Origin of the sequence: Cupriavidus pauculus, from assembly GCF_003854935.1 — a bacterium.
Taxonomy (GTDB): Bacteria; Pseudomonadota; Gammaproteobacteria; order Burkholderiales; family Burkholderiaceae; genus Cupriavidus; species Cupriavidus pauculus_C.
The window spans coordinates 2,420,278-2,440,572 of the sequence record NZ_CP033969.1 but is presented as its reverse complement, the minus strand read 5'-3'; the positions used below and the strand labels follow the sequence as shown (position 1 = coordinate 2,440,572).

17 protein-coding genes and 1 pseudogene are annotated in these 20,295 nt (G+C 68.9%); all 18 read right to left on the bottom strand.

Annotated elements, in window-relative coordinates; genetic code table 11:
* Nucleotide 1: 1 nt before the first annotated feature.
* Entirely contained in the window at nucleotides 2-937 is a 936-nt protein-coding gene (gene cysT, locus EHF44_RS12850; RefSeq protein WP_124684089.1) for a sulfate ABC transporter permease subunit CysT, read from the bottom strand.
* Nucleotides 938-1,044: 107 nt separating this feature from the next.
* Nucleotides 1,045-1,710 carry an RBBP9/YdeN family alpha/beta hydrolase gene (locus EHF44_RS12845; protein ID WP_124684088.1) on the bottom strand — a complete coding sequence of 222 codons (666 nt, stop codon included), beginning with the start codon at nucleotides 1,708-1,710 and terminating at the stop codon, nucleotides 1,045-1,047.
* A gap of 49 nt (nucleotides 1,711-1,759) precedes the next feature.
* Entirely contained in the window at nucleotides 1,760-2,575 is an 816-nt protein-coding gene (locus EHF44_RS12840; protein ID WP_124684087.1) for an EAL domain-containing protein, read from the bottom strand.
* A 39-nt stretch (nucleotides 2,576-2,614) separates the two neighbouring features.
* Nucleotides 2,615-3,517: an ATP-binding cassette domain-containing protein gene (locus EHF44_RS12835; RefSeq protein WP_124684086.1), complete on the bottom strand. Its 903-nt coding sequence runs from the start codon at nucleotides 3,515-3,517 to the stop codon at nucleotides 2,615-2,617.
* A 9-nt stretch (nucleotides 3,518-3,526) separates the two neighbouring features.
* Nucleotides 3,527-4,318 (bottom strand): aliphatic sulfonate ABC transporter permease SsuC, encoded by a 792-nt coding sequence (gene ssuC, locus EHF44_RS12830; protein ID WP_124684085.1) that lies wholly within the window; start codon nucleotides 4,316-4,318, stop codon nucleotides 3,527-3,529.
* Between the two features lie 13 nt (nucleotides 4,319-4,331).
* On the bottom strand, nucleotides 4,332-5,495 hold the full coding sequence (gene ssuD / locus EHF44_RS12825; RefSeq protein ID WP_124684084.1) for an FMNH2-dependent alkanesulfonate monooxygenase: 1,164 nt from the start codon (nucleotides 5,493-5,495) through the stop codon (nucleotides 4,332-4,334).
* Between the two features lie 29 nt (nucleotides 5,496-5,524).
* On the bottom strand, nucleotides 5,525-6,565 hold the full coding sequence (locus tag EHF44_RS12820; protein ID WP_124684083.1) for a sulfonate ABC transporter substrate-binding protein: 1,041 nt from the start codon (nucleotides 6,563-6,565) through the stop codon (nucleotides 5,525-5,527).
* A gap of 235 nt (nucleotides 6,566-6,800) precedes the next feature.
* Nucleotides 6,801-7,808, bottom strand: coding sequence for a sulfate ABC transporter substrate-binding protein (locus tag EHF44_RS12815; protein ID WP_124684082.1), 1,008 nt, complete (start codon nucleotides 7,806-7,808; stop codon nucleotides 6,801-6,803).
* 354 nt (nucleotides 7,809-8,162) lie between these two features.
* A pseudogene (locus tag EHF44_RS28670) lies at nucleotides 8,163-8,291 on the bottom strand (OsmC family protein); the annotation flags it as partial.
* Between the two features lie 85 nt (nucleotides 8,292-8,376).
* A complete protein-coding gene (gene clpB, locus EHF44_RS12805) occupies nucleotides 8,377-10,965 on the bottom strand; it encodes an ATP-dependent chaperone ClpB (protein ID WP_124684081.1) in 2,589 nt (862 codons plus the stop codon).
* Nucleotides 10,966-11,160: 195 nt separating this feature from the next.
* Nucleotides 11,161-13,245, bottom strand: a complete 2,085-nt coding sequence (locus EHF44_RS12800) for a D-(-)-3-hydroxybutyrate oligomer hydrolase (protein ID WP_301337482.1) — start codon at nucleotides 13,243-13,245, stop codon at nucleotides 11,161-11,163.
* Nucleotides 13,246-13,627: 382 nt separating this feature from the next.
* Nucleotides 13,628-14,008 carry a fluoride efflux transporter CrcB gene (gene crcB, locus EHF44_RS12795; RefSeq protein ID WP_124684079.1) on the bottom strand — a complete coding sequence of 127 codons (381 nt, stop codon included), beginning with the start codon at nucleotides 14,006-14,008 and terminating at the stop codon, nucleotides 13,628-13,630.
* Complete coding sequence (gene moaE / locus EHF44_RS12790; RefSeq protein WP_124684078.1) at nucleotides 14,008-14,532, bottom strand: molybdopterin synthase catalytic subunit MoaE; 525 nt, start codon at nucleotides 14,530-14,532, stop codon at nucleotides 14,008-14,010. Before moaE ends, crcB begins: the two co-directional genes overlap by 1 nt.
* Before the next feature lies 1 nt (nucleotide 14,533).
* On the bottom strand, nucleotides 14,534-14,791 hold the full coding sequence (moaD, locus tag EHF44_RS12785; protein WP_124684077.1) for a molybdopterin converting factor subunit 1: 258 nt from the start codon (nucleotides 14,789-14,791) through the stop codon (nucleotides 14,534-14,536).
* A gap of 10 nt (nucleotides 14,792-14,801) precedes the next feature.
* Nucleotides 14,802-16,037: a molybdopterin molybdotransferase MoeA gene (locus tag EHF44_RS12780; protein WP_124684076.1), complete on the bottom strand. Its 1,236-nt coding sequence runs from the start codon at nucleotides 16,035-16,037 to the stop codon at nucleotides 14,802-14,804.
* 149 nt (nucleotides 16,038-16,186) lie between these two features.
* Complete coding sequence (gene thrC, locus EHF44_RS12775) at nucleotides 16,187-17,632, bottom strand: threonine synthase (protein ID WP_124684075.1); 1,446 nt, start codon at nucleotides 17,630-17,632, stop codon at nucleotides 16,187-16,189.
* A 10-nt stretch (nucleotides 17,633-17,642) separates the two neighbouring features.
* Nucleotides 17,643-18,953, bottom strand: a complete 1,311-nt coding sequence (locus EHF44_RS12770; protein ID WP_124684074.1) for a homoserine dehydrogenase — start codon at nucleotides 18,951-18,953, stop codon at nucleotides 17,643-17,645.
* A 52-nt stretch (nucleotides 18,954-19,005) separates the two neighbouring features.
* Nucleotides 19,006-20,235, bottom strand: a complete 1,230-nt coding sequence (locus EHF44_RS12765; protein WP_124684073.1) for a pyridoxal phosphate-dependent aminotransferase — start codon at nucleotides 20,233-20,235, stop codon at nucleotides 19,006-19,008.
* Nucleotides 20,236-20,295 lie beyond the last annotated feature (60 nt).

The window sequence follows — 20,295 nt, the reverse complement described above, 5'->3', positions numbered from 1 at the left end:
GTCAGTTCACCTCCGGGTTGCCGTCGGGCAGCGCCGCGGCGCGGGCGCCGGTCTGGTGGCGGCGCGTCCAGGCCTGCAGCAGGTTGATCAGCAGCAGCAGCACGAACGAGATCAGCAGCATCACCACGGCCACCGCCGTGGCGCCCGCGTAGTCGTACTGTTCGAGCTTGGAATAGATCATCAGCGGGGCGATTTCCGAGACCATCGGCATGTTGCCCGAGATGAAGACCACCGACCCGTACTCGCCGGTGGCACGCGCGAAGGACAGCGCGAAGCCGGTAAGCAGCGCCGGCAGGATGGCGGGCAGGATCACGCGGCGGAACGTCTGCAGCCGCGACGCGCCCAGGCTGGCCGCCGCTTCCTCCAGTTCGCGCTCCACGTCTTCCAGCACCGGCTGCACCGTGCGCACCACGAACGGCAGCCCGATGAACGTCAGCGCCACCACCACGCCCAGCGGCGTGAAAGCCACCTTGATGCCATGCGGCTCCAGCCAGCGGCCGATCCAGCCATTTCCGGCGAACAGCGCGGTCAGCGCGATACCGGCCACGGCCGTCGGCAGCGCGAACGGCAGGTCCACCAGCGCGTCGATGAACCGCTTGCCAAAGAAGCGGTAGCGCACCAGCACCCACGCCACGATCAGCCCGAACACCGTGTTGACGATGGCGGCCACCAGCGACGCGCCAAAGCTCAGTTCCAGCGACGCCACCACGCGCGGGTTGCTGATCGTGGCCCAGAAGCCGTCCCACGTCATCGTGAACGTCTTCAGGAAGACCGACGACAGCGGAATCAGGACGATCAGGGTCAGGTAGAAGATCGTGAAGCCCAGCGACAGCCCGAAGCCCGGCAACACGGTAAAGCGCTGGCTGGCGGGAGCCGGCAGCCGCGCGGCGGGCGCCGTGGGGGGCGGCGCTTCCGCCAGCGAAATCGAGGGTGGCATGTGGTCTCGTCTTATGAAGCCGGCGCATAACGCGCCGGTGTACGAGACAAATTTTGCAGATGCGTCCTTATAAACAGAACGAATCTTTCCGAATTTTCTTAGACGGTTTAGATATAAGGCGTGGGCTGGGCGACTTCTGCGGACGCCTCCCAGGTGTCCGATCCGTCACCCATATGGAGAATCCGCCCCTCGGAATCAATGCGCTGCAGCAATGTGGCCAGCAGCGCCTGCCCGGCCGGCCAGCTATCTAGCTGGGAATCGGCGTTGATATGGCCCAGCGCGCCGGCGTCGACCAGTTCGCTGCCCCACAGCGTGCCCCAGCTGAACGCGGTGCGCTGCGACATCCACGGATCGTTGGTGCTGGCGACCAGCACGGTCGGGAACGGCAGCCGCCAGGTGGGCAGCAGCGCACTGACGCCGAACTTGTCCGGATCGGCCGGCGCCACCAGCAGCGCGCCGGCGATGCCGACCGGGTCGAGCGACGCCTGGCGCAGCGTGGCCAGGCAGCCAAAGCTGTGCGCGACCAGCACCGCGCCGCGCGGCGCCACCCGCAGCGCGCGGGACACGCCTTCCGACACCCGCTCCGCCCAGAGCGGCAGGCTCGGCCGGCCCCAGTCGTGCTGCTCGATGCGCTGCCAGTCCGGGTACAGCCCTTCCCAGCGGCTCTGCCAGTGCGCCGGCCCGCTGCCGTGCAGGCCCGGAACCGTCAGGATCTGCAGCCCGCGCGGCACTTCCACCCGCGCCACACCGCCCGATAGAGTCGATGCTGCCATACGCTCTCCTTCTCTTCGCCCGGCGCGTCCCGCGCCTTGTTGTTCCACCTTATGGGGTACTGTCCGCCGCCAGCGGGTCTCGCAAGTGCCGTGCCGGCACCGGCGCGCCCGCCACGGCCTGGCCCTGCCCGAGCGCGATGCCGGCGTTCTGCAGCCGCGCCACCGCCTCGTCGTCCTGCAGCCGCCGCCCGATCAGCGTGACGCCCGCGCCGTCGGCGCTGGCGCGCAGGCCGGCCAGCTGGCGGTCGGTCCACAGCCGGCGCATGTCGAGCTTGAGCCAGTCGGGCAGCGCGTGGGCCATCAGCGCGCCGGCCTCGGCCGGGTCCGATGCCTGCAGGCTCACCGCAAACCCGTTGCGGCGGTAGTTGCCCACCACGTGCAGCAGCAGCGGCAGGTCGTCGTTGGCGCTGGCGGGCACCTGGATCACGAAACGGTCGATCGGCAGGCCCAGCGATTCCAGCGCCCGCCGGAACGCCGCGCCGTGGTCGTCGGCCACGGCCGCCAGCAGCCGGTTGTGCACGTTGAGCACGAGCTTGTGCTCGCCATGCGCCGCAAAGTAGTTCATCGCGTGCACCAGCCGGGACAGGCGGTCCAGCGACACCAGCGAGGCGTCGTCGGCGGCCATCGCGAACAGCTTCCACGCGGCCAGGCCCATGCCGTCGTCGGCGTAGGTGCGGATGGTGCCCTCGTGGGCCACCACGTCGCGCCCGGCCAGCGTCACGAGCGGTTCGAACGCGCTGGTCAGCGAGCAGTTGAAATACTGGCCCTGCACCTGCCCGCGCGCGTCGCGCCACAGTTCGCGGCCCGGCTCGGGCTGGCGCGGCAGCGTTTCAAGGTAGCGTTCGAGTGCGGAAGCGGTGGTCATGGTGACGTCCAGAGGGGGACGCGCGGTTCGCCTGATTGCTCATGATAGAAGCTCCTCGGCGGGCCGGGCGTGAAGATTCGTTGATGGTTCGGAGACTGACGGGGCAGCCGGCGGCTGGCGCATCACGCGGCGCAGCACGGCGTCTTCGAGTTGCGCGAACGCCGCCGATCCGCGCTGGCGCGGGCGGGCCAGCGGCACGCGCTGGTCCAGCGCGATGTGGCCGTCCTCGATCAGCACCACGCGGTCGGCCAGCGCCACGGCCTCGGACACATCGTGTGTGACGAGTAGCGCCGTGAAACCGAGCCGGCGCCAGAGCGATTCGATCAGCGCCTGCATGTCGATGCGCGTCAGCGCGTCCAGCGCGCCAAGCGGTTCGTCCAGCAGCAGCAGCCGCGGATGGTGGACCAGCGCACGCGCCAGGGCCACGCGCTGGCGCTGCCCGCCGGACAGCCGCGCGGGCCACTCGCCGGCCCGGTCGGCCAGGCCCACCTGCGCCAGCACCGCTTCGGCATCGGCCCGGCGCGCGCGCGGCAGCCCCAGCGCCACGTTGTCCAGCACGCGCTTCCAGGGCAGCAGCCGGGCGTCCTGGAACATCACGCGGATGCTGTCCTGCACGTCGGCAGGCGCGTCCGCGGCACCGGCTCCGTCCAGGCGCACCGCGCCCGCATCGGCCGCTTCCAGCCCGGCCACCAGCCGCAGCAGCGTGCTCTTGCCGCAGCCGCTGCGTCCGACGATGGCGACGAACTCGCCCGGCGTGACGTCGAGGTCGATGCCGTGCAGCACCGCCCGGCCGTCGTACCGCTTGACCACCTGCTGCACGCGCAGCGCGATGCCGCCCGCCACCGGCGCCTGGCGTTCCTCGGCGCGCGCGGCCGCACGGCGGGCCAGGTCGCGTTCGGCCCACGCGAGCGCGGCCTGTTCCACGGGAAATAGCGTTTGCATGGAATCCTCCTAGTTGGCCTGGTAGCCGGGGTGCCAGCGCAGCCAGAACCGTTCAAGCCCGCGCGACAGCACGTCGGCCAGCTTGCCCAGCAGCGCGTAGAGCAGGATGCCGACCAGCACGACGTCGGTCTGCAGGAATTCGCGCGCGTTCATCGTCATGTAGCCGATGCCCGACTGCGCCGAGATGGTTTCCGCCACGATCAGGATCACCCACATCAGGCCCAGCGAGAACCGCACGCCCACGAGGATGTTCGGCAGCGCGCCGGGCAGGATCACCTCGCGGTACAGCCGGAAGCCGGACAGGCCGTAGCTGCGCGCCATCTCGACCAGCGCCGGGTCCACCGCGCGGATGCCGTGGTAGGTATTCAGGTACACCGGGAAGAACACGCCCAGCGCCACCAGGAACAGCTTGGCCGTCTCGTCGATGCCGAACCACAGGATCACCAGCGGGATCAGCGCCAGCGTGGGGATGTTGCGCACCATCTGCAGCGTGCTGTCGAGCAGCGTGGCCGCCGTGCGGAACGTGCCGGTCAGCAGCCCGAGCACCAGCCCCAGCCCGCCGCCCACGGCCAGCCCGATCAGCGCGCGCCACGTGCTGACCCAGACATGGCGCCAGAGCTCGCCGGACTTCGCCAGCGACCAGCCGGCCTCCACCACGGCCAGCGGCGCGGGCAGCACGCGGCTCGACAGCCAGCCCAGTTGCGACGCGGCCTGCCACGCCACGATCAGCAGCACGGGCACCACCCACGGCGCCACGGCCTGGCCCAGTCCGGGCCGCTTGTTCGGTCGGGAATCGGTCATGATCGGTCCCCTTTCAGCTTTGCGAGGCGCGCGGGACGAGGCCCGTCGCCATGACTTCGCCAAACGGGCCGGACAGCACCTGGCCGGGCAGCTTGTCGCGCACCGTGCGCGGCAGCAGCGGGAACACCAGTTCGGCAAACCGGTACGCCTCTTCCAGGTGCGGATAGCCAGACAGGATGAACGTGTCGATGCCCAGCGCGGCATATTCCTCCATGCGGGCCGCCACGGTACGCGGATCGCCCACCAGCGCCGTGCCGGCGCCGCCGCGCACCAGTCCCACCCCGGCCCACAGGTTCGGGCTGACTTCCAGCGCGGCGCGCGTGCGGCTGGCCCCGCCGCCGTGCAACGCCGCCATGCGGCGCTGGCCCTCGGAATCCATCTTGGCGAAGACGGCCTGGGCGCGCGCCACGGTGTCGTCGTCGAGCCGGCTGATCAGGTCCTCGGCGGCGGCCCAGGCGGCGGCCTCGGTCTCGCGCACGATCACGTGCAGCCGGATGCCAAAGCGCACGGTACGGCCATGGCGGGCCGCGCGGGCGCGTACATCGGCGATCTTCCTGGCCACTTCGGCCGGCGGTTCGCCCCAGGTCAGGTAGGCATCGACCTGCTCGGCCGCCAGGTCGTGCGCAGCGGCCGACGAGCCGCCGAAGTACACGGGCGGATGCGGCCGCTGCACGGGCGGATACAGCACGCGGGCGCCCTTGACGGTCAGGTGGCGGCCTGCGGCCGACACCTCGCCGGCGTCGTGGCTGGCGGCCAGCACGTCGCGCCAGATGCGGATGAATTCGGACGACGCCTCGTAGCGCGCCGCGTGGTCGAGGAACAGGCCGTCGCCTTCCAGCTCGGCCGTGTCGCCGCCGGTCACCAGGTTCACGAGCAGCCGGCCGCCCGAGATGCGGTCGAACGTGGCGGCCATGCGCGCGGCCAGCGTCGGCGTCATCAGGCCGGGCCGCACGGCCACCAGGAACTTGAGCCGGCGCGTGACGGCGGCCAGCGCCGACGCGGCCACCCACGGGTCCTCGCAGGACCGGCCGGTGGGAATCAGCACCCCTTCGTAGCCGAGCGTGTCGGCGGCGACGGCAATCTGCTTCAGGTAGTCGAAGCTGACCTCGCGCGCGCCTTCGGACGTGCCCAGGTAGCGGCTGTCGCCATGGGTCGGGATGAACCAGAAAACTTGCATGTCGGGCCTCTCGTCGATGGGGGGATGGATCAGCGCTGCGCAGTGGCGGCGGCTGCGGGCGGCTGCCAGGCGGCATCGGCCACCTTGATCGGCTTGGGAATCAGCTTCAGCGTCACGAAGGCGTCGGCAATGCGCTGCTGCTCGGCCAGCACCTCGGCCGTCACGGGCCGCGCGCCATAGGCAAAGCGCGAGACGGCCAGCGCCAGCACGCCGGCATCCAGCCCGGTTTCGCGGGCCAGGAACTGGGTGGCGTCCTTCGGATGCTTCTCGGCCCATTGGCCAAGCTGCGCGAGCTCGTCGAGGATCGCGTTCACGACGTCGGGCCGCACGTTCGCGTACGGCCGCGACGCCAGGTAGAACTGGTGATTGCTGACGACGTTGCGGCCTGCCGCGTCGCGGCCATCGGCCAGCACGCGGGCGCCGAGCTGCTTTTCGGCGGCGGCCAGGAACGGGTCCCAGATCACCCAGGCGTCCGCCGCGCCACGCTCGAACGCCGCGCGGGCGTCGGCCGGCGGCAGGTAGACCGGCTGGATCTCGTTCCAGGGAATGCCGGCGCGTTCAAGCTGCCGCACCAGCAGGTAATGGACGTTCGAGCCCTTGTTCAGCGCCACGCGCTTGCCGCGCAGGTCGGCCACGGACTTCAGCGCCGACGCCTTCGGCACGACGATGGCTTCCGAGGTGGGCGCCGGCGGCTCGTTGCCGATGTAGGCAAGCTGCGCGCCGGCGGCCTGCGCGAAGATCGGCGGCGCCTCGCCAACTGTGCCGAAGTCGATCGCGCCGACGTTGAGCCCTTCCAGCAACTGCGGGCCGGCCGGGAACTCGGTCCATTTGACCGTGATGCCCTGCGGCGCCAGCCGCTTTTCCAGCGTGCCGCGCGCCTTGAGCAGCGTCAGCGTGCCGTACTTCTGATAGCCGATGCGGAGTTCGCGGCCATTGACCGTGGACGACTGGGCCTGGGCCGGCGACGCCAGCAGCCCGTAGGCCACGCCGGTGGCGATCACGAGCGCGCCGAGCAGCAGGCGTCGGCGCAGGGAATGGGGATGAAAGGCGGCAGGAGCGGACGATGTCATGGGTTTCCTCGGAGTCGGACGATGTGGCAGGGACGGTGACGCGGCCGCACGACGCCCTGCCGGCGCGGTGCGCGGCATGCGGGTACGTCATGCGTGGGAAAGACTTCAGGTCAGGCGGGACATCGCGCCAGGGCGATGCGGGGGGATATGGCTGGGCGGACAGCGGACATCTGGGGCTCCTTCGTCGGGCGCGGCGCGGCGGGCCGTGACTGGCCGCGCCGCCGCGCCATCGTGATTACCGCTTGCCGGGCTGGTACACCTGGTCAAACGAGCCGCCATCGGCAAAGTGGGTCTTCTGGGCCTTGGCCCAGCCGCCGAACACCTCGTCGATCGTGAACAGCTTCACCTTCGGGAAGTTGGCCGCGTACTTGGCCGCCACCTTCTCCGAGATCGGCCGGTAGTAGTTCTTGGCCGCGATCTCCTGGCCCTCGTCGGTGTACAGGAACTGCAGGTACGCCTCGGCGGCCTTGCGGGTGCCCTTCTTGTCGACCACCTTGTCGACCACGGCCACCGGCGGCTCGGCCAGGATCGACACGGACGGCGCGACGATGTCGAACTTGTCCGGACCCAGCTCCTTGATGGCCAGGATGGCCTCGTTCTCCCAGGCGATCAGCACGTCGCCCAGGCCGCGCTCGACGAAGGTCGTCGTGGCGCCGCGCGCGCCAGAATCCAGCACCGGCACGTTCTTGAGCAGCTGGCCGACGAACTCGCGCGCCTTGGCATCGTTGCCGCCCGGCTGGCGCAGCGCATAGCCCCACGCGGCCAGGTAGTTCCAGCGCGCGCCGCCCGAGGTCTTGGGATTCGGCGTGATGACCTGCACGCCCGGCTTCACCAGGTCGTTCCAGTCCTTGATCTGCTTGGGATTGCCCTTGCGCACCAGGAACACGATCGTCGACGTGTACGGCGACGCGTTGTGCGGCAGGCGCTTCTGCCAGTCCGGCTTGATCAGCCCCTTCTCGGCAATCGCGTCGATGTCGTAGCCCAGCGCCAGCGTGACCACATCGGCATCGAGCCCGTCGATCACCGACCGCGCCTGCTTGCCCGAGCCGCCATGCGACTGGCGAATCTGCACCGTATCGCCGCCCTGCGCCTTGTACGCCTTGGCAAACGCCGCGTTCACGTCGACATAGAGCTCGCGCGTGGGGTCGTAGGACACGTTCAGCAGGTTGGTATTGGCCAGGGCCGCGGGGGCGGCGCCCACGGCGGATAGTACGGCGAGGCCCAGGGCCAGCTTGCGGATCATCTTCGGTTGCTCCCGTCAGAGTTGTCGTGAAATGTCCCCGCCTTGGTGCGGCGGGGCTTCTGTCAGGGAGACAGGCTACCGGCGGGGCTATCTGAACGGAACGAATGGTTTCGCCGATCCAAGCACGTTTTCTGCATAAGATCGGGCGGGAATATGGGCATGCCGAACATCGCCGGCGCCCCAAAAAGAAAAACCCGCAGCGCCGGAGTTGCGCTGCGGGTCAAGTTTCCATTCCGGAAACGGGTAGACAAGTCATGAAGAGCGCCCCCGCATCTCCATGACGGAGTCGATAGTAGCGACCCGTTCCCGTTCTCGGATTGATGCAGGTCAAGCTGCTGGCAATGACGCCAAAAGTCAGGCGGCGGCAGCGTCGATGACGGCCTCGCAGCGGATCGGGAAGTTGACCGAGTTGGCGATGTAGCACTTTTCGTGGGCCACGTGGTGGAGCTGGGCGGCCCGTTCGGCGTCGTCGCCGGCGCGGATGGCTCCTGATCGATGACATTCACCTGTCGCGCAAAAAAAAGGACCTCCGAAGAGGTCCTTGCGATGCTGCGGCCTGCCGCGCCGGTCAGTGGACCAGCCGGCCGAACGTGAACGCGCCGTCCACGTAGTCCACCGGCACCACGTCCTTGGCGGCGAACCGGCCTTCGAGGATGGCGCGGGCCACCGGGTTCTCGATCTGCTGCTGGATCGCGCGCTTGAGCGGCCGGGCGCCGAACACCGGGTCGTAGCCCGCGCTGGCGATCTTCTCCAGCGCCTGTTCGCTCACGTCCAGCGTCATGTCCATGCGGGCCAGGCGGGCCTGCAGGCGCTGGAGCTGGATGCGCGCGATGGACTCGATGTTCTTCTGGTCCAGCGCGTGGAACACCACCACCTCGTCGATCCGGTTCAGGAACTCGGGCCGGAAATGCGTGCGCACCTCCTGCCAGACCGCGCCCTTGACCGCCTCCTGCGGCTCGCCGGACATCGACTGGATGATGTGCGACCCCAGGTTCGACGTCATCACGATCACCGTGTTCTTGAAGTCCACGGTACGGCCCTGGCCGTCGGTCAGCCGGCCATCGTCCAGCACCTGCAGCAGCACGTTGAACACGTCCGGGTGGGCCTTCTCGACTTCGTCGAGCAGGATCACCGCGTACGGCTTGCGGCGCACCGCCTCGGTCAGGTAGCCGCCCTCGTCATAGCCGACGTAGCCCGGCGGCGCGCCGATCAGGCGGCTGACGCTGTGCTTTTCCATGAACTCGCTCATGTCGATGCGAATCAGGTGCTCTTCCGAATCGAACATGAACTCGGCCAGCGCCTTGCACAGCTCCGTCTTGCCCACGCCGGTCGGGCCCAGGAACAGGAACGATCCGTACGGCCGGTTCTCGTCCGACAGCCCGGCGCGCGAGCGGCGGATCGCGTCGGACACCAGCCGCACGGCCTCGTCCTGCCCCACCACGCGCTGGTGCAGCCGGTCTTCCATCTTCAGCAGCTTCTCGCGCTCGCCCTGCATCATCTTGGCCACGGGGATGCCCGTCGCCCGGCTGACCACCTCGGCGATTTCCTCGGCGCCCACCTGCGTGCGCAGCAGCTTGTTGGGCTGCTTCTGCTCGTCGGCCTCGGCCTTGTTGGCGGCCTGGAGCTTGCCCTCCAGCGCCGGCAGCTTGCCGTACTGCAGCTCGGCCACCTTGTCCAGCTTGCCTTCGCGCTGCAGGCGCGAGATGTCGAGCTTGATCTTCTCGATCTCCTCCTTCAGCGCGGCCGCGCCCTGGGCGGCGCCCTTCTCGGCGCGCCAGATCTCGTCCAGGTCCGCGTACTCCTTCTCCAGCCGCGTGATTTCCTGCTCGATCAGCTCCAGCCGCTTGCGCGACGCCTCGTCGGTTTCCTTCTTCACCGCCTCGCGCTCGATCTTGAGCTGGATCGTGCGGCGTTCCAGCTTGTCCATCGCCTCGGGCTTCGAGTCGATTTCCATCTTGATGCGCGCGGCGGCCTCGTCGATCAGGTCGATGGCCTTGTCCGGCAGGAAGCGGTCCGTGATGTAGCGGTGCGACAGCTCGGCCGCCGCCACGATGGCCGGGTCGGTGATCTCCACGCCGTGGTGCAGCTCGTACTTTTCCTGCAGGCCGCGCAGGATGGCGATGGTCGACTCCACGCTCGGCTCGTCGACCAGCACCTTCTGGAAGCGGCGCTCCAGCGCGGCATCCTTCTCGATGTACTTGCGGTACTCGTTCAGCGTGGTGGCGCCGATGCAGTGCAGCTCGCCGCGCGCCAGCGCCGGCTTGAGCATATTGCCCGCGTCGATGGCGCCCTCGGCCTTGCCGGCGCCCACCATCGTGTGGATCTCGTCGATGAAGACGATGGTCTGGCCCTCGTCCTTGGCCACGTCGCTCAGCACGGCCTTGAGCCGCTCCTCGAACTCGCCGCGGTACTTGGCGCCGGCCAGCAGGCCGGCCATGTCCAGCACCAGCACGCGCTTGTTCTTGAGCGTCTCCGGCACCTCGCCGTTGACGATGCGCTGTGCCAGCCCTTCCACGATGGCCGTCTTGCCCACGCCCGGCTCGCCGATCAGCACCGGGTTGTTCTTGGTGCGGCGCTGCAGGATCTGGATCGCGCGGCGGATCTCGTCGTCGCGGCCGATCACCGGGTCAAGCTTGCCGGCCCGCGCCCGCTCGGTCAGGTCGATCGTGTACTTCTTGAGCGCCTCGCGCTGCGATTCGGCGTCGGCGCTGTTCACGCTGTCGCCGCCGCGCACGGCCGTGATGGCCGCTTCCAGCGCCTTGCGCGACAGGCCGTTCTCGCGTGCGATGCGGCCCGTGTCGCCCTTGTCGTCGGACACGGCCAGCAGGAACAGCTCGCTGGCGATGAACTGGTCGCCGCGCTTGATGGCCTCTTTCTCGGTGGCGTTGAGCAGGTTGTTCAGGTCGCGGCCGACCTGGATCTCGTTGGTGCCCTGCACCTGCGGCAGGCGCTTGATCGCCGCGTCCAGCGCCGTCTGCAGGCCGGCCACGTTGACGCCGGCGCGCGACAGCAGCGTGCGCGCCGAGCCGTCGTCCTGGCTCAGCAGCGCGCGCAGCAGGTGCTGGGGTTCGATGTACTGGTTGTCGTTGCCCAGCGCCAGGCTCTGCGCTTCGGCCAGCGCCTCCTGGAACCGGGTGGTGAGTTTGTCGATACGCATCAGGTGCCCTCTCTCTCGATGAAAGTGTGTCCTGCTGCGAGGGCGCGGCCGGGCAGCGCGACGGCTGCCGTTGCGCGGCAGACCCTGCCGGACACGGTACTTCCGAAAGATAGGGCTTCAGGGTGACATTTCAAGCCGCCCGCCATGCAGTTTTGGCACATTCCTGCATGGCGGGCGGCCCCCGGCGCCGACTGGCTAGTTGGGGATGTCGACGGTCGACCCGCTGACCGCGATCACGTCGGCGGCGGCCGGCGTGGCGGCAAAGCCGGGCACGTTGGAGGGCAGGATCTGCGGGCCGACCACCGGGTTGCCCGTGCCGCCGCGCGGCGTCGTGCGCACCACCTGCGACGGCGGCAGCGCGGTGCCGTTGCGCAGGTTGGCGTAGACCGCGTCCAGCGCCCGGTTCAGGTACAGGTGCAGCGGCACGTAGCGCGACGCGTAACCGGGCAGCACGTCGATGAAGCCGTCGAAGTGCTGCGCATTCGTCACCTCGATGTACGACAGCTTGCTGGCGCTGCCTTCGACGGTACGGTTCAGCCCCAGGTACGGCCGCGACGTGTGGTTGGTCGGCAGCAGCGCGTCGGACCGGCCATGGACGATCACGGCCGGCTTGCCCTGCAGGTTGCCGTTGCGGTACGTCTGCGCCACGCCGGCCTGCAGCGCCGCGCTGGACGTCCACGCGTTGCGCAGGCACAGCGCGCCGTCAAGGTTGGCGTCCTGGCGGCCCGTGCTGGGCGACAGCGACACGAAGTCCTTGATCGGGCCGGTCGGCGCCGGGTTGGCGTCGTTGACGAGCGTGACCACGCCGCTGGGCGGCACGCCGTTGCCGGTCGAGAAGAACGCCGCCAGCGACGCGGCCGGGATGGTGATCGGCTTGAAGTCAGCGCCCGTGGCCGCGAAGCTGTAGTTGCAGAAACGGTCGGTCACGCTCGACCGCGTGTAGGCGTTGGCGTACGTGACCGAGATCGAGCTGGCCACCTCCAGCGCCGACAGCGACGCGTGCAGTTCGTCCGATTCCGGTTCCCAGCCGGCGTTGCGCAGCGCGGTCAGCGCGGCGGCGGACTGGGCGTCGGTCGTCCCGCCGCTCACCAGCCCCTTGTCGGCCAGCGACTGGCAGCGGTTGGTGGCCTGCAGCAGCGCGCCGGCCGACGGGGCGTTGACCAGCCCGACGTCCTGCCGCGCGCAGAGCTGGAACAGGTTCGCGGTGGTCGTGTAGTCGTACAGGTGCCGGCCCGACGCCAGAACCGGGGCACCGGCGCGGCGGACCGTGATGACCGGCGTGGGCGGGATTTCGAGCATCGGCTCGCCCACCGCCACCCCATCGATCAGCCCGGCCGTGTCCTGCTCCGCCGCCGCGACGGCCGCACCGCCGCCATTGGACACCGCCGAGGCGATCACGAGCGTGTTCGACGGCTTGAAAGTGGCCTGCCGCACGCCGTCGGACCCCATCGTGCCGAACTTGTCGTTGATCGCGAACAGCGTGAATTCGATGGCCTGCAGCGTGTTCTTGCCCCAGTTGGCCTCGGGATTCTGCTGCGAGTGGGCGTGCTTGAATGCCAGCCGGTGCGGGTTGGCGGCCGTGAAGTCGGCCAGCGTCTGGCTGCCGGGCTGGGCCGCGAACTGGGCCAGCTTGCCGGCGCCGGCGCGCGCCTGCCGGGTGCCGTCGATCAGCGGCACGGTATCGGTGTCCAGGTCGTGCGGCGCGGCGCCGGTGCCCTTGTCGGTGTAGGCCACGGCACAGCCGCGCTTGAGCCCCCATTCGCCCACCGCGATGCCGCCGTAGATGCCGCGCGAGCCCGACGACGTGGCCGTGATGATGCACGGGTTGTTGCGGTCGAAGCTGTCCGGGATCTGGGCCATCAGCGTCACGTTCTGCCGGCCGCTGCCGTCGTCGGCATAGGCGATGTATTCAGTCCCGGGCACCTTGCCCTGCCCGGCCGTCGCGTTGCCCTGCGGGTCGACGTTGGGCCCGTACAGCGTGCCGTAGCCGCCAGCCGGGTTGATGTCGACGATGGCGCGGTAGTTCGTGAAGATCGCGTTGCGGCGCAGTTCGGCGGCCGTGGGATTGTTCGCATCGGCAAACGGCGGCGCGGCGGCGGCGCCGATGCCGTCCTTGCCAAGGCCGCCCGTGGCCAGGTCGTCGGAGGTGCCGTCGTAGCTCTTGACGCTGATCGTGCCGACCACGAAGGTCGGGCGGTTGTTCGGGTTCTGGGTCTGGCTGGGCGGGGTGCCGCCGTTGCTGGGCGGATCGTCGTCGCCGCCGCAGGCCGCCAGGGTCATGGCGGACAGCGCGACCACCGCGCCAGAAATGGCTGTCAGGCGCAGGCGGGACGGCGCCTTGCGGCGGGAAACGCGGGCATGGCTGGGCTGCATGGGGAGGTCTCCTCGTTTTCTGGATCGAACGTGTGGCACAAACGTCACAACGCGCCGGCAATGGGCGCGGATCAGGCGAGACAGCAGGTATGGCGACCGGATTCTGGAACTGCCACGGCGGGCCGGCTAGCGCGCGTGGCTTGGGCAGGGACGGATGTGGCTCATGCGCCGCAAGCTGCCGGCAAAGTGCATCCGTGACAATGAATATAGGCGCTGAACAGCACCCGGAGGGGCGCCGGTGCATCAGGAGTGTTACCTATGTCTCCGAACGCCGGCGAAAGGTAAGGCGTCAGGCCAGCGCGCGGTACGACCAGATGCCGGCCGCGGTCAGCAGCACCGAGCCGCCAAGGTGCAGCACCAGGTGGGCCAGCGCCCAGCGGTAGTCGCCCGACACCAGGTTGGCGATGACTTCGCTCGAAAACGTCGAGAACGTGGTTAGCCCGCCCAGGAAGCCGGTGACCGCCAGCAGCCGCCATTCGGGCGGCAGGCCGGGATGGGTCTGGAAGAACGCCACCGCGATCCCGATCAGGTAGCCGCCGATCAGGTTGGCCGCCAGCGTGCCATATGGAAGTGCCGGATTCGCCGCATTCCAGAGCACCGAGAAGCCCCAGCGCAGCCACGCGCCAACGGCGGCGCCCACGCCGACCGCCACAAAACCGAGCGGACCCATCAGCGTGCCTTGTCGGAAGAATCGGACGCGGGATCGGCAGCCGGGTCGGCAGCGGGGTCTGCATTGAGCGACGGAATGCCCCAGCGCTGCAGCGCGGCATCGTCGGACACGCGGGCGTCCACCCAGCGTGCGCCGTCGGGCGTGGCTTCCTTCTTCCAGAACGGCGCCTCGGACTTCAGGTAGTCCATGAGGAATTCGCATGCCTGGAACGCCGCACCGCGATGGGCCGACGCCACGGCGACCAGCACGATCTGGTCCAGCGGCTGCAACAGTCCCACCCGATGCACGATCGTCACGCCCAGCAGCGGCCAGCGCTCGCGCGCCGCCGCCTCGATGCGGGCCAGCGCCTTCTCGGTCATGCCCGGGTAGTGCTCCAGCTCCATCGTGCTGACGCGGGCGCCGTCGCTGACGTCGCGCACGGTGCCGATGAAGCTCGCCACCGCGCCCACGCCGCGGTTGCCGGCCCGCAGCGCGGCCACCTCGGCGCCCAGGTCGAAATCGTCGTGCTGCACGCGCACCGTCATCTCAGCCTCCGGTCACGGGCGGGAAGAACGCCACCTCGCAGCCGTCGGCCAGCGGGGTGTCGGCACGGGCCACGTTGTGGTCGACGGCCATCCGCAGCGCGCGGCCTTCGGCCAGTGCCTCGGCCCACGCGCCGCCCCGGCCGCGCAGCCAGCCGCGCAGGTCGCCGACGGTGCGGACATCCGCCGGCACCTCGGCGCGCTCGGCGCCCTGCCCCACCTGTTCGCGCACGCTGGCGAAGTATCGAAGTTCGAGTTGCATGGCGATAAACCTAGGCCAGCAGGCTGGCAAATGGAATGAATGACACCGTGTCGCCGCGGGCGATCGGCTGGTTGGGCGGGTTGTCGATCAGGCCGTCGCCCCAGACCGTGGACGTCAGCACGCCCGAGCTCTGGTTCGGGAACAGGTCGAGCCCGCCGGCATCGTTAAGCCGCGCGCGCAGGAATTCATTGCGGCGGTCGCCCTTCGGCAGGTCGAAATCGGCGCGCAGCGGCAGGCGGCGCGGCGTGACGTCGGCCACGCCCTGCAGGCGTAGCAGGAACGGCCGCACGAACAGCAGGAACGTGACAAAGCTCGACACCGGGTTGCCGGGCAGGCCCAGAAAGAACGTCGGCGCCGCCGTGCCGTTGTCGACCTGCCCAAACGCCAGCGGCTTGCCGGGCTTGATCGCGATCTGCCACAGGTCCAGCCGCCCCTCGGCGGTCACGGCCGGACGGATGTGGTCTTCCTCGCCCACCGAGACGCCGCCCGACGTGATGATCAGGTCGTGGCCCGCGGCGGCGCGGCGCAACGTGTCGCGCGTGGCGGCCAGCGTGTCGGGGACGATGCCGAAATCGGACACTTCGCAGCCCAGGTTTTCCAGCAGCCCGCGCAGCGTGAAGCGGTTGGAGTTATAGATCGCGCCCGGCTTCAGCGGCTCGCCCGGCATCGCCAGTTCGTCGCCGGTGAAGAACACGGCCACGCGCACGCGGCGGATCACGTCGAGCCGGGCCTGCCCGACCGACGCGGCCAGCCCCAGCGCCTGCGGCGACAGCCGCGCGCCGGCCGGCAGGATCTGGCTGCCGGCCTCGATGTCCTCGCCGGCGCGGCGAATCCATTCGCCGCTGGCCGGCACGTGGTTGACGATGACCGCATCGCCATCGGCCTGGCATTGCTCCTGCATCACCACGGCATCGGCGCCGGGCGGGATCAGCCCGCCGGTGAAGATCCGCGCGGCCGTGCCGGGCGCCAGTTCGGTGCCGACGTGGCCAGCCGGAATCCGTTGCGAGACGGGCAGCCGGGTGCCCGGCGCCGGCACGTCGGCGGCGCGCATGGCGTAGCCGTCCATCGACGTGTTATCGGCCGGCGGCACGCGCAGCGCGCTGGTGACCGGCGTGGCCAGCACGCGGCCGTTGGCCTGCAGCGTATCGACGGTTTCGGTCTCGGTGATGGGGCGGGCGCCGGCCAGCAGGGCTTCCAGGGCCTGGGCCATCGTCAGCATCGGCGGGCGCGCTGCGGATTGGGTCATGGGGATATCGGAGTCAGGGTTGGCCCCCAAAGCAAACAGCCCCCGGCGTCGGACGCCTGGGGGCCGTGGCAGCGGGACCCGGCAAACCCGATTGTAGCGAGTTGGCGCCGGGGCCGTCCGGGGGCGGCGTGAATGGCCGCTATAACGGCCTACAGGCCCGTGTGCCGTGCGATGTACGCCTTGACCTGATCGGCGTCGGCCGGCATGACCTCGAAGCGCTGCGGCAACTGCTCGATGCCGTCGAAGGCCGCCGGACGCTCGGGCTCGCGGCCCAGCGCCTCGCGGATCGTGTCGGCGAACTTGGCCGGCAGCGCCGTTTCCAGCACCACCATCGGCACGCCGGCGGCCAGGTGCTCGCGCGCCACCTTCACGCCGTCGGCGGTATGCGTGTCGATCGTCACGCCATAGCGCTGGTGCACGTCGCGGATCGTCGCCAGGCGGTCGTCGTGCGTGCTGCGGCCCGAGACAAAGCCGAACTGGCGGATGCGGTCGAACTCGGGCTTGCCCGCGAAGCTGAAGCCGCCCTTGGTGTCCACGTCGCGGAACAGCTCGGCCAGCTTGCCGGCGTCCTGGCCCAGCAGGTCGAAGACGAAGCGCTCGAAGTTCGACGCCTTCGAGATGTCCATGCTCGGGCTCGACGTGTGGTACGTCTGCGCCGCCGTGCGCACGCGGTACGTGCCGGTGCGGAAGAACTCGTCGAGCACGTCGTTCTCGTTCGTGGCCACCACGAGCTTGTCGATCGGCAGGCCCATCATGCGGGCGATGTGGCCGGCGCAGACGTTGCCGAAGTTGCCCGACGGCACGCAGAACGACACCTTCTGGCCCGGGCCGTCGGTGGCCAGCAGCCAGCCCTTGAAGTAGTAGACCACCTGCGCCACCACGCGGGCCCAGTTGATCGAGTTCACGGTGCCGATGCGCTGGCGCGCCTTGAACGCGTGGTCGTTCGAGACGGCCTTGACGATGTCCTGAGCATCGTCGAACACGCCCTCGATGGCGATGTTGAAGATGTTCGGGTCCTGCAGGCTGAACATCTGCGCGGTCTGGAACGCGCTCATCTTGCGGTGCGGGCTCAGCATGAAGACGCGGATGCCTTCCTTGCCGCGCATCGCGTACTCGGCCGCGCTGCCGGTGTCGCCCGACGTGGCGCCCAGGATGTTCAGCTTCAGCCCGGCCCGCTTCAGCGCGTACTCGAACAGGTTGCCGAGCAACTGCATCGCCATGTCCTTGAACGCGAGCGTCGGCCCGTTCGACAGGCCCAGCAACTGCAGCCGGGTGCCGCCTTCCTCGCCCAGCGTGCGCAGCGGCGTGATGTCCGCCGTGTTGTCGCCGGGGCGGGCGTTGCAGTACACCTCGGGCGTGTAGGTCTTGCGCGTCAGCGCGCGCAGGTCGTCGGCCGGGATGTCGTCACAGAAGCGCGACAGCACCTCGAACGCCAGGTCGGCGTACGGCAGCTTGCGCCAGGCTTCGAGCTCGTCGGCGGTGACTTGCGGATACTGCTTCGGCAGGTACAGGCCGCCATCCGGGGCCAGGCCGCCGAGCAGGATTTCCGAGAACGATTGCGGCATGTCGTGGCCGCGCGTCGACTGGTATTTCATAGCAGATTCTTTAATTCAGTTCTTCCATGCGCAGGCGGGTGACCGGCGACAACACGGTCTGCAGCGCCTCGATGCTGCGGATGGCCACGTTGATCTGCTTCTCGCGGGTCAGGTGCGTCAGGATGATGATGTCGGTCTGCGGCTCGCCTTCGCGCGATTCCTTCTGCAGCATCGCGTCGATGCTGATGCCGCCTTCGGCCAGGATGCGGGTGATCTCGGCCAGCACGCCGGTCTGGTCCGCCACGCGCATGCGCAGGTAGTACGACGTCGTGACCTCGTCGATCGGCAGCACGGGCACGCTCGACAGCTCGTCGGGCTGGAACGCCAAATGCGGCACGCGGTGGTTCGGGTCGGCCGTGTGCAGGCGGGTCACGTCCACCAGGTCGGCGATCACGGCCGATGCGGTCGGCTCGGCACCGGCGCCCTTGCCGTAGTACAGCGTGGCGCCCACGGCGTCGGCCTGCACCAGCACGGCGTTCATGGCGCCCTCGACGTTGGCGATCAGGCGCGATGCCGGCACCAGCGTCGGGTGCACGCGCAGCTCCACACCCTCCTCGCGGCGGCGCGTGATGCCCAGCAGCTTGATGCGGTAGCCCAGTTCCTCGGCGTACTTGATGTCGATGGCCGACAGGCGCGTGATGCCTTCCACGTGCGCGCGGTCGAACTGCACCGGCATGCCGAACGCGATGGCGCTCATCAGCGTGACCTTGTGCGCGGCGTCGATGCCCTCGATGTCGAACGTCGGGTCGGCCTCGGCGTAGCCAAGCTGCTGCGCTTCCTTCAGTACCGTGTCAAAGTCCAGGCCCTTGTCGCGCATCTCGGACAGGATGAAGTTCGTCGTGCCGTTGATGATGCCGGCGATCCACTGGATGCGGTTCGCGGTCAGGCCCTCGCGCAGCGCCTTGATGATGGGGATGCCGCCGGCCACGGCCGCCTCGAACGCCACGATCACGCCCTTGCGGCGCGCGGCCTCGAAGATCTCGTTGCCGTGCACGGCCAGCAGCGCCTTGTTGGCGGTGACCACGTGCTTGCCGTTCTCGATGGCCTTGAGCACCAGCTCGCGTGCCACGCCGTAACCGCCAATCAGCTCCACCACGATGTCGATGTCCGGGCGCGTCACCACGTCGTTGGCGTCGGCCACCACGTCCACGGCGCCACCGGTCAGCTCGCGGGCGCGCTCGGTGTTGAGGTCGGCCACCACGGCAATCTCGATGCCGCGGCCCGCGCGGCGGCGGATTTCCTCCTGATTGCGCTGGAGCACGTTGAACGTGCCGCTACCGACGGTACCGATGCCGAGAAGGCCGACTTTGATGGGATTCATGGACGTCTGACTCTGGGTTGCTTGATACGGAAATGGGGGCGCCCCGGCTTGCTCAGGCAGTGCCGTGACGTTTGCGATAGTTCTCAAGGAAGCGCGCCACCCGGGTGATGGCCTCGCGCAGGTCTTCCTCGTGCGGCAGGAACACGATCCGGAAATGGTCCGGCGCGTCCCAGTTGAAGCCGGTGCCCTGCACCAGCAGCACCTTCGACTCCTGCAGCAGTTCGTAGATGAACTCCTGGTCGTCCTGGATCGGGTACATCGACAGGTCGAGCTTTGGGAACAGGTACAGCGCCGCCTTGGGCTTCACGCAGGTGATGCCGGGGATCTGGGTGATCAGCTCGTGCGCCAGGTCGCGCTGGCGGCGCAGCCGGCCGCCCTCGGCCACGAGGTCGTTGATGCTCTGATAGCCGCCCAGCGCGGTCTGGATGGCCCATTGGCCGGGCACGTTGGCGCACAGCCGCATCGACGAGAGCATGTTCAGGCCCTCGATGTAGTCGTGCGCCGGGCGCTTGTCGCCGGAGACGACCATCCAGCCGGCGCGGTAGCCGCACGAGCGATAGTTCTTGGACAGGCCGTTGAAGGTCACCGTCAGCACGTCGGTCGACAGCGAGCCGATCGACGTGTGAGTGTGGCCGTCGTAGAGCACCTTGTCGTAAATCTCGTCGGCAAAGATGATCAGGCCGTGCTCGCGGGCGATGCCGACGATGGCCTGCAGCAGTTCGTCGGAATACAGTGCGCCGGTCGGGTTGTTCGGGTTGATGACGACGATCGCGCGCGTGTTCGGCGTGATCTTGCGGCGGATGTCGTCCAGGTCCGGCATCCACTCGTTGGCCTCGTCGCAGATGTAGTGGACGGGCGTGCCGCCGGACAGGCTCACCGCGGCCGTCCAGAGCGGGTAGTCGGGCGCCGGCACCAGCACTTCGTCGCCGCTGTTGAGCAGCGCGTTCATCGACATCACGATCAGTTCGGAGGCGCCGTTGCCCACGTAGATGTCGTCCAGCCCCACGCCCTGGATCTGCTTTTCCTGGGTGTAGTGCATGATCGCCTTGCGCGCGGCGAAGATGCCCTTGGAATCGGAGTAACCGGCCGAATTGGGCAGGTTGCGCATCATGTCCTGCTGGATTTCCTCCGGCGCATCGAAGCCGAACACGGCCAGGTTGCCGATGTTGAGCTTGATGATCTTGTGCCCTTCCTCTTCCATCTGCTTGGCCTTTTCCAGCACCGGGCCGCGGATGTCATAGCAAACGTTCTGGAGCTTGTTGGATTTCTGGATGGGTTTCACGGCGGTGTTGGCGAGGTCAGGGCAAGCTGCGTGTCTCGATGGCAGCGGTCTTGGGAATCT

Excerpts from the sequence above, each read along its gene's own strand:
- EHF44_RS12780 (WP_124684076.1), bottom strand. The coding sequence starts at position 16,037 with ATGACCCAATCCGCAGCGCGCCCGCCGATGCTGACGATGGCCCAGGCC.
- EHF44_RS12820 (WP_124684083.1), bottom strand. The coding sequence starts at position 6,565 with ATGACATCGTCCGCTCCTGCCGCCTTTCATCCCCATTCCCTGCGCCGA.
- ssuC (WP_124684085.1), bottom strand. The coding sequence starts at position 4,318 with ATGACCGATTCCCGACCGAACAAGCGGCCCGGACTGGGCCAGGCCGTG.
- EHF44_RS12840 (WP_124684087.1), bottom strand. The coding sequence starts at position 2,575 with ATGACCACCGCTTCCGCACTCGAACGCTACCTTGAAACGCTGCCGCGC.
- EHF44_RS12770 (WP_124684074.1), bottom strand. The coding sequence starts at position 18,953 with ATGAATCCCATCAAAGTCGGCCTTCTCGGCATCGGTACCGTCGGTAGC.
- EHF44_RS12815 (WP_124684082.1), bottom strand. The coding sequence starts at position 7,808 with ATGATCCGCAAGCTGGCCCTGGGCCTCGCCGTACTATCCGCCGTGGGC.
- ssuD (WP_124684084.1), bottom strand. The coding sequence starts at position 5,495 with ATGCAAGTTTTCTGGTTCATCCCGACCCATGGCGACAGCCGCTACCTG.
- cysT (WP_124684089.1), bottom strand. The coding sequence starts at position 937 with ATGCCACCCTCGATTTCGCTGGCGGAAGCGCCGCCCCCCACGGCGCCC.
- moaE (WP_124684078.1), bottom strand. The coding sequence starts at position 14,532 with ATGACGGTGCGCGTGCAGCACGACGATTTCGACCTGGGCGCCGAGGTG.
- thrC (WP_124684075.1), bottom strand. The coding sequence starts at position 17,632 with ATGAAATACCAGTCGACGCGCGGCCACGACATGCCGCAATCGTTCTCG.
- moaD (WP_124684077.1), bottom strand. The coding sequence starts at position 14,791 with ATGCAACTCGAACTTCGATACTTCGCCAGCGTGCGCGAACAGGTGGGG.
- EHF44_RS12835 (WP_124684086.1), bottom strand. The coding sequence starts at position 3,517 with ATGCAAACGCTATTTCCCGTGGAACAGGCCGCGCTCGCGTGGGCCGAA.
- crcB (WP_124684079.1), bottom strand. The coding sequence starts at position 14,008 with ATGGGTCCGCTCGGTTTTGTGGCGGTCGGCGTGGGCGCCGCCGTTGGC.
- clpB (WP_124684081.1), bottom strand. The coding sequence starts at position 10,965 with ATGCGTATCGACAAACTCACCACCCGGTTCCAGGAGGCGCTGGCCGAA.
- EHF44_RS12800 (WP_301337482.1), bottom strand. The coding sequence starts at position 13,245 with ATGACCCTGGCGGCCTGCGGCGGCGACGACGATCCGCCCAGCAACGGC.
- EHF44_RS12845 (WP_124684088.1), bottom strand. The coding sequence starts at position 1,710 with ATGGCAGCATCGACTCTATCGGGCGGTGTGGCGCGGGTGGAAGTGCCG.